Genomic DNA, 15,534 nt, shown 5'->3' on the forward strand with positions numbered 1-15,534 from the left:
CGATTGAACGTCAATGCCGTGGAGCTTTCCGTCGCCGTCTCGTTTGACCGCTTACTATCAGCATGCAGCCGAACGGCGATAGCTCGATTTTGCGGAGTAACCCACTACGCTTGCTCCTTTGATCGTAGTCAATGCGTGTTCAAATACAGGCGTTCAGACGCTTGTCCCAGAACTCACGTGCTGGTCTGGCCTCACCAAATTCTGATCTTTGTATCGCTAACCAAGCGGCGAGGTTCGTCGATCCCCCCTCGCCGCGTGGTAGCCTTGGTGTGGGTCTCAGGCCACCCCGATCCAAGCATCGACCTGTTCCGCCAGCACCCCGAGCGGCAGCGCGCCATGCGCCAGCACCACCTCGTGAAAATCGCGAATGTCGAAGCGCGCGCCCAATGTGGTCTCCGCCTTATGCCGGAGCGCCGATATACGCTGCTGGCCCACCATGTAGCTCGTCGCCTGGCCGGGGTTGTTGATATAGCGATCGACTTCCTTAACCACGTCGCGTGCCGAAAGTGGCGCATTCTGGGTGAAATAGGCGACCGCCTGATCGCGGCTCCAACGCTTGGCATGCATGCCCGTGTCGAGCACCAAGCGACACGCGCGCCACACTTGCAACGCCAGCATCCCCAGTTCCGAATACGGATCGCGATAAGCGCCCATCTCCTTGGCGAGCCGTTCCGAGTACAGGCCCCAGCCTTCGGTATACGCGCCATAATAGCCGAAGCGGCGGAACTTCGGCACGCCGGTCAGCTCCTGTGCGCGAGCAATCTGGAAGTGATGCCCCGGCGCGCCTTCGTGATGGGCGATCCCCTCGACCTGAGTCTTCTGCACCTGCGTCATGTCCGCCAGATTGACGTAGAAGATGCCGGGCCGCGAGCCATCCGGGGCGGGCTGATCGTAGAACGCCACCGCGGCAGTTTCCTGTCGCCACGTCTCGACCGCGCGTACCTCCAGCGGCGCCTTTGGCAGTCGGCGAAAGAAGCGAGGTGCGGCGGCCATGGTCTGCGCGATGGCTGCGCGTGCGTCGGTGAGATAGAGTTGACGGCCAGCATCGGTGTTGGGGTATTTGAACTTCGGATCGGACCGCAGCGCCACGAAGAGATCCTGCAACGATCCGGTGAAGCCCGCCCGTTTCATCACCGCCGTCATCTCGGCATGGATCGATCGTACCTGATCCAGCCCCAGTTGGTGGATCTGCTCCGCTGTCATGTCGGTGGTCGTGTAATAGGCGAGCCGCGCTTGATAATAGGCGTCGCCGCCCGGCAGGCTCCACGCGCCGCCATTGCCCTTGGCGAGTGGCTCGATCTCGTCGAGCGCGGCAAAGAGTATGTCGAAGCCTTGGCGGAACGGCCCTTTCAATGCCGCGACCGCATCCGCGATCAACGCCGTCTTGATGCTCTCGGACACGCCAAGCTTGCCGACCTTCGCCTTGAAATCGGCGAGCAGGCTGCTGTCCGCGCCACTATCGAACGGCGCTCCGGTGATAACTTGGCGGGCATCGCCACGGGCAGGCGTGAAAACCATCTTTGGCGGTACGATACCCTTCGCCGCCTGTTTGCGCATGGTTGCGGCGACCTCGCGCATGACGCGCAGGGAATCACGCAATCGCGCCACATAAGCGTGAGCGTCGGCTACCGTGGCGATGCGGTGCTGGTTGATGAGGAAAACCGGGATGTTGCCCGCCGGGCTGCCGTTCGTCGATACCGGGAAGGCATAGTCGCGGAACGCGAACTGGCGGCGATCCGTGGCGACCTGCGCTTCGAACAATCGATAGCTCAGCCGGGCATCGGGTCCAAGCCGACCGACCGCGAAGCTGCGTCGCAGGTCGGCGAGTTGCGCATCCTGCAACGCTTGTGCGCGCCGTGCGGCAGCGTCGGTATAATCGTCGAGCCTGTCATAGTTGGTCTTCAGGCCGAGGCTGGTCTGTGTCTCGGGACTGAGCGCGACACTCGCATCGAACGCGGCGTCGAGAAAGCGCAGGAGCCGCGCATCGTCATCGGCGGTCCCGGTTGCCGCAATGGCGATCTGTGGGTCGATCAGCGGCAGAGCGGCGCCCGCCATCAGCATTCCTACAAACGCGCGCTTGGTGAGCATCACGGGGCCTTTCTATCGGTTGCGAACCAGCGCTAGCCGCCACTTTGCATCACCGCAATGATCAACACTGCCGAATATTGGGAGCCGAACAGGAGATCGTTCGCAAAGCGCGATGACCTTGGGGGGAGATGTTCAGTAGACCTTTGAGGCTCCTACGTCCTGCCATCCAGTCGACTCCTATTGCGATTATCATGTCATCCCCTGCACTCCTATTTTCGCCAGTATTGAAGGCAGGCAGGTGACCAGGAAAAGCGGCTTAGATCCTATTGTACTATGGTAGCGCTATCGATATCGTCACGAAAAGAACGATAAAAATGGGAGAGCGACTATGGGATTCGGGTTCCGCATGAACGCCGTTCGTCGATGGGTGGGACACCCGCTTTTATGCTTGTCCAGCCTGATGATTGCCTCGACCACACCGGCGCTGGCACAGACCGACAAGATGGCGCCTATCGCCACTCCGGCGCAGCCCGACGCCATCGCGCTTGATACCGGTAAACTCCCGGGGGCGACCGCACCGGAGGCGTGGCACAGTCAATATGGTAGCGTGTTCGCCCGCAACGTCACCGTGGCGACCCTCACCCCCTTCTTGCCGGATCCCGCCAAGGCCACCGGTACAGCGGTGATCGTCGCACCGGGCGGTGGATTCCAGACGCTGTCGATGGAGAACGAAGGCTGGGACGTGGCGCGTGCGCTTGCCGCCAGAGGCGTCGCTGCGTTCGTCCTGAAGTATCGCCTGAACCCGACACCGCAGGATCTTGCCACATTCGCGCGACCGGTGCCGCAGGGTATGCGCCCGCCACGTCCGAACGCCGATGCGATGATGGCGGGCCTTGCGCCGCAGATCGCGGATGCGAGGGCGGCGTTCGCCACGGTCCGCAAGCGTGCGGGCGAATGGCATGTCGATCCCAGCCGCATCGGCATGGTCGGATTTTCCGCAGGTGCGATGCTGACGATGGCAACGACCGTCGCCGGGCAGGACGCGAAGCCGGCCTTCATCGGCAACATCTACGGTCCGCTCGCCGCGATGACGGTGCCGGCCGACGCGCCACCGATGTTCGTTGCGCTCGCGGCGGACGATCCCTTCTTCGGCAATGGCGGCCATGGGCTGATCGACAGTTGGCGTGCGGCCAAGCGCCCGGTCGAGTTCCACCTGTTCGAACAGGGCGGTCACGGCTTCGGCATGTACCCGAAGACCACCACGAGCACGGGCTGGTTCGATGAATTCACCCGCTGGATGGCGATGCACGGCTGGCTGAAACCGGCGCAGTAAGCTCCCTCTCACGAGTTTTACGACGTTTCCGCTGAAGAGCCGCGCAACCAAGCGCGCCTCCGGCCACGATATTCGACAGGAGAGACGTGTGTCCCGCAAGAGCATCGCCACCGCCCTCGCTTCGGTAAGCCTCTGTGCATTTTCCAGCGCGATATACGCGCAATCGCTGACAATTAGCCCCGCCGAAACGCTCGAGGCGCAGGGGTTGAACGTCATCGTCGACCATAACCAATCGAGCCCGATCCGCTTCGCGGCGATAGCCGCGACCGCGGAGGTGAGGTGATGCGCACCCTTTTTACCACCATTGCGCTGCTGGCCTCCGCTACCGTCGCAACCGCGTCATTGGCTGGACAGGATCCGCCGCCGGAGCAGCCACACCGCTACACCGCGATCAAGCTGTGGCCCAACGGCGCGCCCGGGTCGGCGGCACGCCGCGGCGAGGCGGAGATCGGCCGCGACTATTGGGTCCGCGACATCCACGATCCGTCGCTGCTTGCCTTTCCCGCCGACGTAGCGAACCGCAACGGAGCCGCGATCGTGATCATGCCCGGCGGTGGGCACAAATTACTCGTATGGACGAACGAGGGCACGAAGGTTGCGACCGCGCTGAACCGCATGGGGGTGACCGCGTTCGTGCTCAAATATCGCCTCGCGAACGAGCCCGGCTCGAAATATTCGGTCGAAGGAGATGCTGCGGACGACGCGCGGCGCGCGATGCGCTGGGTCCGAGCGCATGCTGCGGACTATGGCATCGATCCGGCACGCGTCGGTGCGATGGGCTTTTCGGCAGGCGGCGAACTCGTGTCGCTGATCGCGGACAATCCCGAGCCTGCTGAGCGTCGACCTGCCGATCCGATCGACCGTCAGTCCGCTCGCCCCGATTTCCAGGTGTTGGTCTTCCCCGGACCGCGAGGCATCCCAGCAACCGCCATCGCCAACGCGCCCCCAGCGTTCCTGGTCGCCGGCAGCCGCGATCCTTGCTGCGCAGCACCGACGGTCACGCTCTACGAGCAGTTGCGCAAGAGTGGCGTGTCGGCGGAACTTCACATGTATGCCGACAGTGGCCACGCGTTCAATCTCGACGAGTCGAACCGGATCTCCATCCTGCACTGGCCGGATCGCCTTCAAGACTGGCTAGCGGATGGCGGCTGGCTTTCGCCCCGACCTGCGAAATGATGCACGGATGATTTCGTTTTTTGGGGCCGATCATGCCGGGCGACGATCCGCATTCTCCAACCCGGACTGTCATGTATGGTTCTCGCTGACCCATTGACGAGACTGTCGTCCACCTGACCAGTCCGGGGGACAGAAAGTCCGCCCGGACTGGGTTTCGCACAGTCGCCTACATGCCGGCTGCGGTCGGGCGGACGATGACCTCGTTGATGTCTACTCCCTCGGGCTGCTCCAAAGCGTAGCGGATTGCTCGCGCGATCGCGTCGGGGGTCAGCGACTTTTGCCGCCATGTGGTCAGCGCAGTGGCAATATCCGGATCGGTGATGTCGTTGCCCAGTTCGGTCGCCACGACCCCAGGTGAAATGATCGTCGTGCGGATGTCATCATGCTCCTGGCGCAACCCTTCGGTGATTGCCCAGACCGCGTATTTGGTGGCGCAGTAAACGGCGGCGCTCGGCATCACGAAATGCGCGGCGATCGATGCGACGTTGACGACGTGGCCCGCCTTCTGCGCGATGAATCGCGGCAGCACGGCAGCGATCCCGTTCAGCACGCCGTGAACGTTGACGTCGATCATCCGCGTCCACTCGTCCTGCTTCAGCGCGGCGAGTGGCGATAGCGGCATCACGCCGGCATTGTTGATCAGTACGTCCACGCGCCCGAACCGCGCCTCCGCCGCATCGGCGAACGCGGCGAAGCTCGCGGCGTCGGTTACGTCCAGCGCCTTCCACGCGACGTTGTTGCCGAGTTCCGCCGCCAGCGCTTCGAGCCGATCGGTCCTGCGCGCTCCGATGAAGAGGCGCGCGCCCCTGCCCGCCAGTTCGCGCACGGTGGCCTCGCCGATACCGCTTGAGGCGCCGGTGATCAGCACTGTCTTGTCGATGACGTCGTTCATGATGGTTCCTTTCGTGTCGCCTCGAAGGCTGCGCACAGATGGAACCGGACTGCCGACCAGCGTGAGACCGATCTTCCGCAATCCTTGCACGATCCTCCAAAACGGCCTCACCGCCGCTTGTGACAATGGCTGGCAGCGGACACAGTCCCATGATGAGTACGATCGCAGACCTCGCCACGCTGGTTGCGCGCCATGTCCCGAGAACCGGCATGGTCAGCACGCCAATCCATCGACTATCGCTGTTCCGGGCCGATGAGCCGACCGTGCCCCTGCCCGCCGTGTATGACGCGTCGCTTTGCATAATTGCCCAAGGTGCCAAGCGAGTCTCGCTCGGCGGAGAGAGCCTGCTCTACGATGCCGCGCATTACCTGCTGGTCTCGGTCGACCTGCCGCTCGTCGGACACGTCGTCCAGGCGGATCGTGACAAGCCGTACCTCTGCTGCAAGATCGACATCGACCAGTCCGTGCTGGCGGACCTCATCCTGGCGGAAGGCGGCCGGGCGCCGAAAGCCGATCTGCCGGCGCTCGCGGTATATCGCAGCGACGACGATCTGGTCGAGGCAGCGTGCCGACTGATGCGTCTGCTGGATCGACCGGACAGCATCGCTGCGCTAGCGCCGCTGATCGAACGGGAGATCCTGTACCGTTTGCTCGTGGGTCCCCACGGGGCTGCACTTCGCTACATGGCAGTGGCGGACAGCCACCTCAATCAGGTCAGCCGCGCTATCGCGACGATCCGCACCGGGTTCGATCGGCCGCTCCGCATCGGGGACATCGCCACCGCCGCGGGTATGAGCCCGTCGTCACTCCACGAACACTTCAAGGCGGTGACGAAAATGACGCCGTTGGCGTATCAAAAACAATTGCGGTTACAGGAGGCACGACGCCTGATGCTGTCAGGGAACACGACGGCAAGCGGCGCAGGTTTTGCCGTGGGCTATGAAAGCCCCTCACAGTTCAACCGCGAATATGCACGGTTGTTTGGTGCTCCTCCGCGTCGTGACATCGAGCAACTCCAACTGAGCGGCAATCTACTGACGCCCGTGTAGCGACACTCAACTGGTTCGGCGATTTCTATCCGCTCGACAACGGCGCCGGTCGCGGTTGCGGAAACGATGATTGCCGAACCGTTCCAGGTTCGAGGCGTCCGGCCAATCGCTAAGACTATGCGGTAAAGCTATTCTCTTGTGGGCGGATCATCGCGCCTTCGATCTTGGCGGGACCGATGGCTGCGCCTTTCGCCCTTCAGTCTCGAACGGTACAGGTCAGGAACGGAGGAGATGAGAATGACCGTAAACACGATGAAGGTGGACGACCAAGCCAAGATCGACCTGTTCCAGGTTATCGCACCCATCGTAATGCAGTATCTCGCCGCGAACTCCCCGGATCGAGCACTGATTGCGGATGACATCATCGACTTCTTCGCGCTGTCGATCGCTGCGGTGATCGAAAACGACACGGATCTCTCGACCCCGCAACATCTGCGAAAGGCCGGTGAGGCAGCCGGAAAGCATATCGCGCACTGGGTCAGGCTCCTGAAGCTGGATCACGAACACCGCGGCATGTCGTTGCTGGCGATGACGATGGGTACGGTCGCGTCCGACGAGGCACAGCGATAGCCGCACAGTGGTTCCCATCGTTCCCCTGCGCCGGCTAGCAGGCGACACCCGCCGCCGTCGATTTCTAATAGCTCATGCTGAACTACGTCGCGGCTTGGACCTGCCGCCGACGTGATCCGTCCGGCCGATATGCGAATTACCTGGAACCAGCCTTCGAAGGTGAGCGCTTTAGCCATCATGAAGCCGGCACTCCCGGTCAATTTAGGATTTGAGCATGACGGAAGCGACCTGGGGCGACGATGCGAAGACGCCGGATATCGACTGGCGGATGAGTGCTGCGTTGGAGAATGTGCCGCGTGGGAACGAGAACCTCGCCGAGGTAACGAGCCTGGAGGGCGCTGTCCGTACGTGGATGACGCTTGATCCCGAGCATCGCGACGCTGCTGTGCTTACGCCGGAGCACCCTTTGCAAATCGACGGTGCGGCCCATGCAACCTTCGCCGGCGACGGTATCGCCGCGCTGGCCGAGCGGCTGCCTAGCGCAAACGACGAGGGCTGAGCCATGGCATCTGCGAGCGTTCGCTTCGAGCCGGGCGAGTATGAATGGCTCGCCGAACGGCGCGGCGTCCTGTTTCTCGGCCACACGGACCTTGGCATGGTCGAGTTCCTGATCACGAGCGAGGCGTTGGCGGAGTTCCTCAGTCCGGACTTCGACGGCATCGACAGCGATACGGCGATCGAAACGTATGGGGAATTCGAGTCCGACATACACCGTATCGCGCGACGCGAGTTTGTCAGCCGGCTGGGCGGAGAGCCCCCAGTCCTGCTCACGGCCGCCGACGTTTGCGACGAACCTTCGCAATCACGCAGGCCGTAACCCTTCGCCCGACAATCATATTGCCCGCCAACAAGGACTGATCTGATGGAAACCCGCAAACTGGGCCAGCAAGGCCTCGAAGTCTCTGCGCTGGGTCTCGGCTGCATGGGCATGTCCGACTTCTACGGGAGCCGCGACGAGGCGGAGTCCATTGCTACAATCAATCGCGCGCTCGACCTCGGCGTGACGTTTCTCGACACCGCCGACATGTACGGCGTCGGCGCCAACGAAGAACTGGTCGGTCGCGTCGTACGCGAGCGGCGCGAGTGGATCGTGGTCGCGACCAAGTTCGGCAACGTCCGCGGGTCGGATGGCAGCTTCAAGGGGATCAACGGCCGCCCCGACTATGTGCGGTCGGCTTGCGACGCAAGCCTGAAGCGGACCGGACTCGATGTCATCGATCTCTACTATCAGCATCGCGTCGACCCCGACGTGCCGATCGAGGAGACCGTCGGTGCAATGGCCGACCTCGTCCGCGCGGGTAAGGTCAAGTATCTCGGCCTGTCCGAGGCTGCTCCCGCGACGATCCGCCGAGCGCATGCCGTGCACCCGATTACCGCGTTGCAGACCGAATACTCGCTGTGGAGCCGTGACGTCGAGGACCAGATTTTGCCGACGGTGCGCGAACTGGGGATCGGCTTCGTGCCGTACAGCCCGCTTGGCCGCGGCTTTCTTACAGGCCAGTTCAAGACACCCGACGATCTCGACGCAGGCGACACGCGCCGCAACCATCCGCGCTTTCAGGGCGCGGCGTTCCAGAAGAACCTCGACCTCGTCGCCGCGATCGGCACTATGGCGGCGGACAAGGGCTGCACGCCGGCCCAGCTCGCGCTTGCATGGGTATTGCGCCAGGGTGAGGATATCGTGCCGATCCCGGGTACCAAGCGTCGCAAGTATCTCGAGGACAATCTAGGCGCGCTCGACGTGGAGCTGAGCGATGCCGATCTCGCCCGTATCGATGACATTCTCCCGCCCGGCGCGGCGCAGGGGACACGCTATCCAGACGCCTCGATGGCAAGCATCGACGCGTGAGCGTTCCGTCTTTCGCGGCGGTCGCACCGGGCAAGCTTGCGGTCGTCACGGGTGCGGCTGGCGGCATTGGACTGGCCGCTGCTCGCGGCTTTGCCGACGCGGGAATGCGGGTGATTCTGGTCGACCGTCCCGGTAAAGCGCTGGAGCAGGCCGCAGCCTCGATGGACGGCACAATTGCGCTGTCCGCCGACGTCGCGGATCGTACCGCGATGGCCGCGCTGGCAAAGGAGGTGGTCGACCGTCACGGTCCCGTCTCGGTGCTGATGAACAACGCCGGCATCGGCGGGGGCGGTGACGTGTTTGCCGACCCAGCAAAGTGGGACGAGGTGCTCGGCGTCAACCTGATGGGCGTGATCCACGGCGTCCAGGCCTTCGTCCCGGGCATGGTCGAAGGCGAGGCCCCTGCCCTCGTCATCAACACCGGCTCCAAACAGGGCATCACGCAGCCGCCCGGCAACACCGCCTACAACGTCAGCAAGGCCGGGGTGAAAGCGCTGACCGAAGGCCTTGCTCACAGTTTGCGCGAACGGACCGGAAGTCGGGTCAGTGCCCATCTGCTTGTGCCGGGCTTCACCTGGACCGGGATGACGGCTGGTCGACTGGCCGAGAAACCGCCCGGCGCGTGGACACCCGAACAGGTCGTGGCGCTGATGATGGACCGCGTGGCAGCGGGCGACTTCTACATCTTGTGCCCGGACAACGAGACAACGTCCGAACAGGATGCGAAGCGGATAGCGTGGGCGGCGGGGGACCTGATCGAAAACCGCCCCGCCCTGTCGCGCTGGCATGTGGATTGGCGCGACGCCTTCGCGGAGTTCATGCGGGACTAGTTGCCTGCTGGGGGGCCTTCACGGCAAGTCATCGCTGCCGTGCCGGTCTCCGCTGGATGCGCCAGACCGTGCCGCTCCCCTCACCCGCCTGGCAGATAAACGGATTGCCGATTTGGTTGCGTGATGGAAGAATGCGGTCATGCAGATACTTAAAGCGGCCGGTCTCGCCCTCCTCGCGTCAGTTCCCGCCAGTGCACAGATCGTCGCCCAGCCCTCGGCAGGCACGTATCAGCGTGCCGTGGCGGCCGGTTACAAGGCGGCACTCTATTGCTCAGGCATCTTCAATGCAGGCCGTACGCCGGAGCAGATCGATGCCGATGAGTTGGCCGGCATCTATCCTGACTATGAGAAGATCGTGCCGACGCTCACGGCGAACGTCGACCGCACCCGCCAATCCGTCTCCGTAGGGTTCGATCCGAAGCTACCTCCGAGACGCGCGGAGTGGACTAGCGGGCATGGCTGCGTGACGTTGCCGATCGGCAGCACGGCACCATCTAGCCACAAGTCGACCGCGACACCGTCGATTCGAGCAGCCGATCCTCGTCGCTGGCCGCAAGGTGACGCTGGCATCGCACCGCGCCCATCGCCCACGCTGGCTGGCGCGGTCGGCAAGGCATTCGGGACCACCTACGGCGTCGGCACCAAGACCGTCGGCGTAATCGTCGTGAAGGACGGCAAAGTTCTTGCTGAGCAATATGGCCGCGGTTTCGGGCCGTTCGTGTCCAACCGGACCTGGTCGGTCGGCAAGTCGATCGCCGGCACGCTCATCGGCCTGAACAACGCAGCCGCGTTGAAGGCCCCCGCCGCCGTGCCGCAGTGGAAGGCCGGCGATCCGCGTCATGCCATCACGCTCGACAATCTCCTGCGCATGGGATCCGGCCTGCACAGCGACACCGCCGGCAATCGTACCGATGCGATTTATTTCGGCGGGACCACGGTGGACGAACAGGCGGTGTCATGGCCTTTGGAGGCCCTGCCCGGCACACGCTTCCGCTACGCCAATAATGATATTCTGCTCGCGGTCTATGCCACCCGAAACGCGATCGGAGAGGCCCGGTACCGGGCGTTGCCGGGCAGCCTGTTCGGTCCGCTCGGCATGGCCCACACTGTCGCCGAGACGGACTGGCACGGCAATTACATCCTCTCCAGCCAGGTCTGGTCGACCGCCCGCGACCTGGCGAGGCTGGGATTGTTCTGGTCGCAGGACGGCGTCTGGCAGGGCAAGCGCCTGTTGCCGGCAGGCTGGATGCGCACCATGACGACGCCGAGCGGACCGCAGCCGTTGAGCGGACCGGGCTATGGCGCGACGATGTGGCTGTTCGGCCCCAAGCAGGGCTTGCCCGAAGGCAGCTACGCCGCGCAAGGCAACCGGGGACAGTATGTCATGGTGATCCCGTCCCGGCATCTGGTGGTGGTCAGGCGGGGCGAGGACCCCGGCGCTGCGCGGTTCGACATCGCCCGCTTTGCCGCCGAAGTTGCCGCGGCGTTACCGTAAACTTGTCAGGCGGAGTCCGCCGTGGCCGCTAGCGCTTCGTGAACACCGCCTTGGGCAAGACGACGTGGACGCCCTTGTTGCGGTCGACGAGTTCGGTGATCTCGACATCGCCTGCGACGCTGATCAGCATGTAAGCATCGTCGCGCGTCATGCCTTTTTCCGCGACGAGGAAATCGATCATGTTGCGCAGCGCCTTGCGGGTCGCATGGCTGAGATCGTCGTCGAAGCCCATCGCGATATAGGCCTTGGGCGTCTCGGCGCGCGGATAGGCGATCGCCGCCTTCTTGTGCAGCACGAACTCGAACGTGCCGGTCAACGAGGTTTCCAGCGCGGTGATATCGACCTCGCCATTGCCCTGCGCGGCATGGCCGTCGCCGACCTGGAACAGCGCGCCGGGGGCGTAGACGGGGAGGAACAAGGTCGTCCCGGCGACGAGCGCCTTGTCGTCCATGTTGCCGCCGTTGATCGTCGGCGGCGCGCTGTCGTAGCGACCGAACGACGGGGGTGGCGCGACTCCCATGCTGCCGAAGAACGGCGCAAGCGGCACCTCGACGCCGGGCGCGAACAGGCCGACCATGCGCTTCGAGTCCAGCGGGACGATCTTCATCCGCGCATAAGGAAAATCGTCGGTGAGAAACCCCGCCCCGTAGCGGAACGCGTTATAAGCATAGGGGATCGCCAGATCGACTTTCCGGATGCGCACTTCCAGCATGTCGCCGGGTTCCGCGTCTGTGATCGCGATCGGTCCGGTCAGGATATGACCGCCGGGGCCGCGCGCGCTCGCAGGTACGCCGTCATAGACCGCACGCAGCGCCGGTTCGATCTGCGCAGGCGCGACGCCGGCCTTCTCCAGCCCCGCCGGGCTGTTGGTCAGCAACGTGTGGATCACCACCGTGTCGCCCGAGCGGATCGTCAGCACCGGCTTGTCGGTGGCATCGTAATGCCCCCAGGCGACCGTCTGCGGCGTCGCCTTCAGTTCGTAGGTCGCGGCGCCCGCGGGCGTCGCCACGGAAGCCAAAGCGGCAAGGATCAGGTAGCGCATCGTCATCCCCTCAATAGGCCAGCGCGCAGCCATCGGCGCGCATCTCGCTCGCCGCGGCATAGACCCGAGTTGCGCCGTCCATCCGATGCTCGACGCATTCGTAGCGACCGAAGCCGCCATCGGGCTCGCCGATCATCCAGCCGATGTCGGCCAGGCGCTGCTTCGTGGCGGCAGGCACGCCCGATTCCAGCCGCAGCAACCCGCGCGGCCCCAGCCCGGCACTGTCTTCCCCCATCGATTGCGACGAGCCCTCGTGATGCCAGCGCGGCGCATCGCCTGCCGACTGGATCTCGAGGCCATAGTCGACGCGGTTGACGATGATCTGCGTCTGCCCCTGCGGTTGCATGTCGCCGCCCATCACGCCGAAACTCATCCAGGGATCGTTCCCGCGCGTCGCGAAACCGGGAATGATCGTCTGGAATGGCCGCTTGCCGGGCGTGTAGATGTTGGGGTGACCGTCCCTCAGGCTGAACAGCTGCCCGCGATCCTGGAACATGAAGCCGAGACCATCGGCGACCAGCCCCGATCCCATGCCGCGAAAGTTCGACTGGATCATCGACACCATCATGCCGTCCTTGTCGGCGCAGCTGAAATAGGTAGTGTCGCCGTGGCTGGGCGCCTGGCCGGGATGGACGGGATCGAGGATCCGGTCACGGCGGATCAGTTTCGCGCGCTCGCGGGCGTAGTCCTTGGATACCAGCCACTCGACCGGGACCTTGCTGAAATGCGGGTCGGCGTAGAAGCGCGCACGGTCTTCATAGGCGAGCCGCTTGGCTTCTGCCTGCAGATGGATCGACAGCGGCGACTGGAAGCCTGCGTCGCCGAGATCGAAGGTCTCGAGGATGTTCAGCATCTGTAGCGTCGCGATACCCTGCGTGTTGGCACCGAGCGCATGCACGTCCACGCCGCGATAGCCCGTCCGATGCGGCGCGATCCATTCCGAGCGGTGCGCGGCCAGATCCTCAAGGCGCAGCCAGCCGCCGATCCGCTTGAAGTAGCGATCGATGACGCGGGCGATCTCGCCGGAATAGAACGCGTCACGCCCGCCCGCTGCGATCGCGCGATAGGTGCGGGCGAGATCGGGATTACGGAACACCTGTCCGATCGCCGGGCCCTTGCCGTCGGCCAGACCGTAGGTCCGGAGCGCGTTCGCGGTTTCCTCGATGCCGTTACCCGGCCGGCGGAATGCCGCCATACTGCGGCGGATGTAATAGGCGATGATGTCCGGCACCGGCGCGCCTGCCTCGGCATGCGCGATCGCCGGCTCGAACAACTGCGCCCAGGGCAGCCGGCCATAGCGTCGGTGCATCGTCCACCAGGCATCCACCGCACCCGGCACCGATACGGACACCGCACCCAGCGGGGGCAGCGCCCCGCCGCGTGCCCGCGACCGCACCGTTTCCAGGCTCAACCCGCGTGGCGACGCGCCCGACCCGGCCAGCCCGACGACCTTGCGCTGCTTCGGATCCCAGATCATCGCATAGGCGTCGCCGCCGATGCCACTCGATGTCGGCTCCAGGAAACCGAGACACGCGTTGATCGCGATCGCCGCGTCGACCGCCGATCCGCCTCGGCGCAGGATGTCGATCCCCGCCTGCGTCGCCAGCGGGTGTGCGGTCCCCGCGGCGCCGTTGAGGCCGTAGGCGGCGGTACGTGAGGCGAAACTCGCGCCGACCGGGCGATCGCCCGCGGCTACGTCGGGACGCAGGAAGCGGTCCTCGCCGGCAACCCAGCGCGGGGGGAGCGTCGCGGTCTTCGGCTGAGGCGCACCACCCTGCCCCGGTCCCGGTGCCCCCTGCTTGCCGGGAACGCCGGGCCCGACCTGCCCGCCTTGCGCCATGCTTATGCCCGGTAGCAATGCGGCCCCTGGCAAGGCGGCAATGAAAGTTCGACGACGCATAGAGGACGCTCCCGGTGCTGATGACCGATCTTCGCTGGCTCCGTGTGCGAGTTCAAGGGGTTGATGGCGTCCGCGTCGCTACAGCACCCGTTCACCGAACCTGACTCCGTCAGACACCGCAGTCGCAGCGCCTAACCGTCGCGCGGGGCGCGGGCGATCACGGCTTGAGCGACACGAAGACGTCCCTTCCAGATCTTGACCGAAGGATGCCCGGCAGCGAGGCCAACCAGTCGCCCCTCGATCTGCGCGACCTCTCGCTTGGCTGAATCAAGCTCGGTCGCCGTCGGTGCAGGCTGGATATTGGCGCGTGCATGCGCGCCGGTGCGTCCCTTGCTCTTTGTCATGGGCAACGCGATGGTCTCAGATGGCAGGGGCCGTCAATATAGGACGGCATCTATGACAGGTCTCAGCATGTCGATGACCGATCCGCCGTTGCTAAATACGGGCTCGGGCGTTCGTGACGGCATGAACGACAGCCTGCTATCGATCCGCGACCAGACCAAGACCGGCATCGTGCGGCAGGTGCGGACTCTGTTCAATGACCAGACTCGTGGCGAGGAGCCGGTAAAGAGGAGCGATACTGCACTGTTTCCGCCCGACTCCATGATCTGGCGTGTGCATGGTGACGTTGTCAGCATGATGGTGGGCGGCGTGTCCGCGTTGCTGCTCCAGATGCTGCATCCAGCCGTTCTAGCCGGGGTTTGGGACCATTCGAACTTCCGAACCGATATGCTCGGCAGGCTGAGGCGCACTGCCCGATTCATCGCTGCGACTACCTATGGCGAGCGCGCGGAGGCAGAGGCGGCAATAGCGCGAGTCCGCGCGGTCCATTCGCACATCGGTGGCACGCTTCCCGACGGTACGCCCTACCGTGCCGACGACCCCAGTTTATTGGCGTGGGTCCATGTATCCGAGGCGTGGTCCTTCCTGGCTGCCTGGCAACACTACGGCGATCGTCGACTGACGCTCGCGCAGGAGGATCTCTACTACGCCGAGTTCGCGAGCATCGGTTCGGCACTGGGTGCCGACGCCCTCCCGCGGAACCGTGCGGGCACGAATCAGGCGCTTCGCAATATGCAGCCGGCATTGATCGCAGACGGTCGCACGCGCGAGGTCGCGCGATTGGTGCTCAATCAGAAACCGGGCAACCCACTGGCAATACCGCTTCAACGAACCATCACCCAGGCGGCGGTAGACCTTCTCCCGAACTGGGCACGTCGGATGCATGGCCTGCGAGCGTCGCCGGTATTCATGAAACCCGTCGTTCGGTCGGGTACGCGACAGGTGGCGAAAACGTTGCGCTGGGCCTTCGACGGCAACTAAAGCGGGAGGCGCAGAACTGGCGAAGCTCGTTGCTACCCATCGACGGT

At 64.3% G+C, this 15,534-nt stretch carries 16 protein-coding genes; 11 read left to right on the top strand and 5 right to left on the bottom strand.

The features are described from left to right. Positions 1-276: 276 nt before the first annotated feature. Entirely contained in the window at positions 277-2,061 is a 1,785-nt protein-coding gene (locus ASE82_RS04265) for a DUF885 domain-containing protein (RefSeq protein ID WP_435368530.1), read from the bottom strand. 427 nt (positions 2,062-2,488) lie between these two features. Here ASE82_RS04265 and ASE82_RS04270 point away from each other — a divergent pair, with 427 nt between their 5' ends. From ASE82_RS04270 to ASE82_RS04280, 3 genes are all read left to right on the top strand, one after another. After that, positions 2,489-3,361 carry an alpha/beta hydrolase gene (locus ASE82_RS04270; protein ID WP_235524562.1) on the top strand — a complete coding sequence of 291 codons (873 nt, stop codon included), beginning with the start codon at positions 2,489-2,491 and terminating at the stop codon, positions 3,359-3,361. An 88-nt stretch (positions 3,362-3,449) separates the two neighbouring features. After that, complete coding sequence (locus ASE82_RS04275) at positions 3,450-3,644, top strand: hypothetical protein (protein ID WP_056059254.1); 195 nt, start codon at positions 3,450-3,452, stop codon at positions 3,642-3,644. Then, on the top strand, positions 3,644-4,537 hold the full coding sequence (locus tag ASE82_RS04280) for an alpha/beta hydrolase (protein ID WP_082441116.1): 894 nt from the start codon (positions 3,644-3,646) through the stop codon (positions 4,535-4,537). Before ASE82_RS04275 ends, ASE82_RS04280 begins: the two co-directional genes overlap by 1 nt. 166 nt (positions 4,538-4,703) lie before the next feature. Here the strand turns inward: ASE82_RS04280 and ASE82_RS04285 are convergent, their stop codons facing one another. Then, positions 4,704-5,429 (bottom strand): SDR family oxidoreductase, encoded by a 726-nt coding sequence (locus ASE82_RS04285; RefSeq protein WP_056059257.1) that lies wholly within the window; start codon positions 5,427-5,429, stop codon positions 4,704-4,706. Between the two features lie 152 nt (positions 5,430-5,581). Between ASE82_RS04285 and ASE82_RS04290 the strand changes: the two genes are divergently transcribed. The 7 genes from ASE82_RS04290 (at position 5,582) to ASE82_RS04320 (ending at position 11,222) form a co-directional block, all read left to right on the top strand. Beyond that, entirely contained in the window at positions 5,582-6,478 is an 897-nt protein-coding gene (locus ASE82_RS04290) for an AraC family transcriptional regulator (protein ID WP_056059671.1), read from the top strand. Between the two features lie 237 nt (positions 6,479-6,715). Continuing rightward, positions 6,716-7,048: a hypothetical protein gene (locus tag ASE82_RS04295; protein ID WP_056059260.1), complete on the top strand. Its 333-nt coding sequence runs from the start codon at positions 6,716-6,718 to the stop codon at positions 7,046-7,048. 214 nt (positions 7,049-7,262) lie between these two features. After that, positions 7,263-7,547, top strand: coding sequence for a hypothetical protein (locus tag ASE82_RS04300; RefSeq protein ID WP_056059263.1), 285 nt, complete (start codon positions 7,263-7,265; stop codon positions 7,545-7,547). A gap of 3 nt (positions 7,548-7,550) precedes the next feature. Continuing rightward, positions 7,551-7,865 (top strand): DUF1488 family protein, encoded by a 315-nt coding sequence (locus ASE82_RS04305; RefSeq protein WP_056059266.1) that lies wholly within the window; start codon positions 7,551-7,553, stop codon positions 7,863-7,865. A gap of 45 nt (positions 7,866-7,910) precedes the next feature. Beyond that, the gene (locus tag ASE82_RS04310; RefSeq protein ID WP_056059268.1) at positions 7,911-8,897 is read left to right on the top strand and encodes an aldo/keto reductase; all 987 of its coding nucleotides are present in this window, start codon (positions 7,911-7,913) and stop codon (positions 8,895-8,897) included. After that, complete coding sequence (locus ASE82_RS04315; RefSeq protein WP_056059271.1) at positions 8,894-9,727, top strand: SDR family NAD(P)-dependent oxidoreductase; 834 nt, start codon at positions 8,894-8,896, stop codon at positions 9,725-9,727. Before ASE82_RS04310 ends, ASE82_RS04315 begins: the two co-directional genes overlap by 4 nt. Before the next feature lie 139 nt (positions 9,728-9,866). Further along, positions 9,867-11,222 carry a serine hydrolase domain-containing protein gene (locus ASE82_RS04320; RefSeq protein ID WP_056059275.1) on the top strand — a complete coding sequence of 452 codons (1,356 nt, stop codon included), beginning with the start codon at positions 9,867-9,869 and terminating at the stop codon, positions 11,220-11,222. Between the two features lie 28 nt (positions 11,223-11,250). On the opposite strand, the gene ASE82_RS04325 is transcribed toward ASE82_RS04320, so the two are convergent. The 3 genes from ASE82_RS04325 to ASE82_RS04335 form a co-directional block, all read right to left on the bottom strand. Continuing rightward, positions 11,251-12,264 carry an acetamidase/formamidase family protein gene (locus ASE82_RS04325; RefSeq protein WP_056059673.1) on the bottom strand — a complete coding sequence of 338 codons (1,014 nt, stop codon included), beginning with the start codon at positions 12,262-12,264 and terminating at the stop codon, positions 11,251-11,253. A 10-nt stretch (positions 12,265-12,274) separates the two neighbouring features. Continuing rightward, complete coding sequence (locus ASE82_RS04330) at positions 12,275-14,164, bottom strand: gamma-glutamyltransferase family protein (RefSeq protein WP_056059277.1); 1,890 nt, start codon at positions 14,162-14,164, stop codon at positions 12,275-12,277. A gap of 131 nt (positions 14,165-14,295) precedes the next feature. After that, complete coding sequence (locus ASE82_RS04335; RefSeq protein ID WP_056059280.1) at positions 14,296-14,508, bottom strand: hypothetical protein; 213 nt, start codon at positions 14,506-14,508, stop codon at positions 14,296-14,298. Between the two features lie 67 nt (positions 14,509-14,575). Here ASE82_RS04335 and ASE82_RS04340 point away from each other — a divergent pair, with 67 nt between their 5' ends. Then, a complete protein-coding gene (locus tag ASE82_RS04340; protein ID WP_335337797.1) occupies positions 14,576-15,487 on the top strand; it encodes an oxygenase MpaB family protein in 912 nt (303 codons plus the stop codon). The last annotated feature ends 47 nt before the right edge of the window (positions 15,488-15,534 follow it).

It is taken from the genome of Sphingomonas sp. Leaf230 (assembly GCF_001421745.1).
Lineage (GTDB): Bacteria > Pseudomonadota > Alphaproteobacteria > Sphingomonadales > Sphingomonadaceae > Sphingomonas.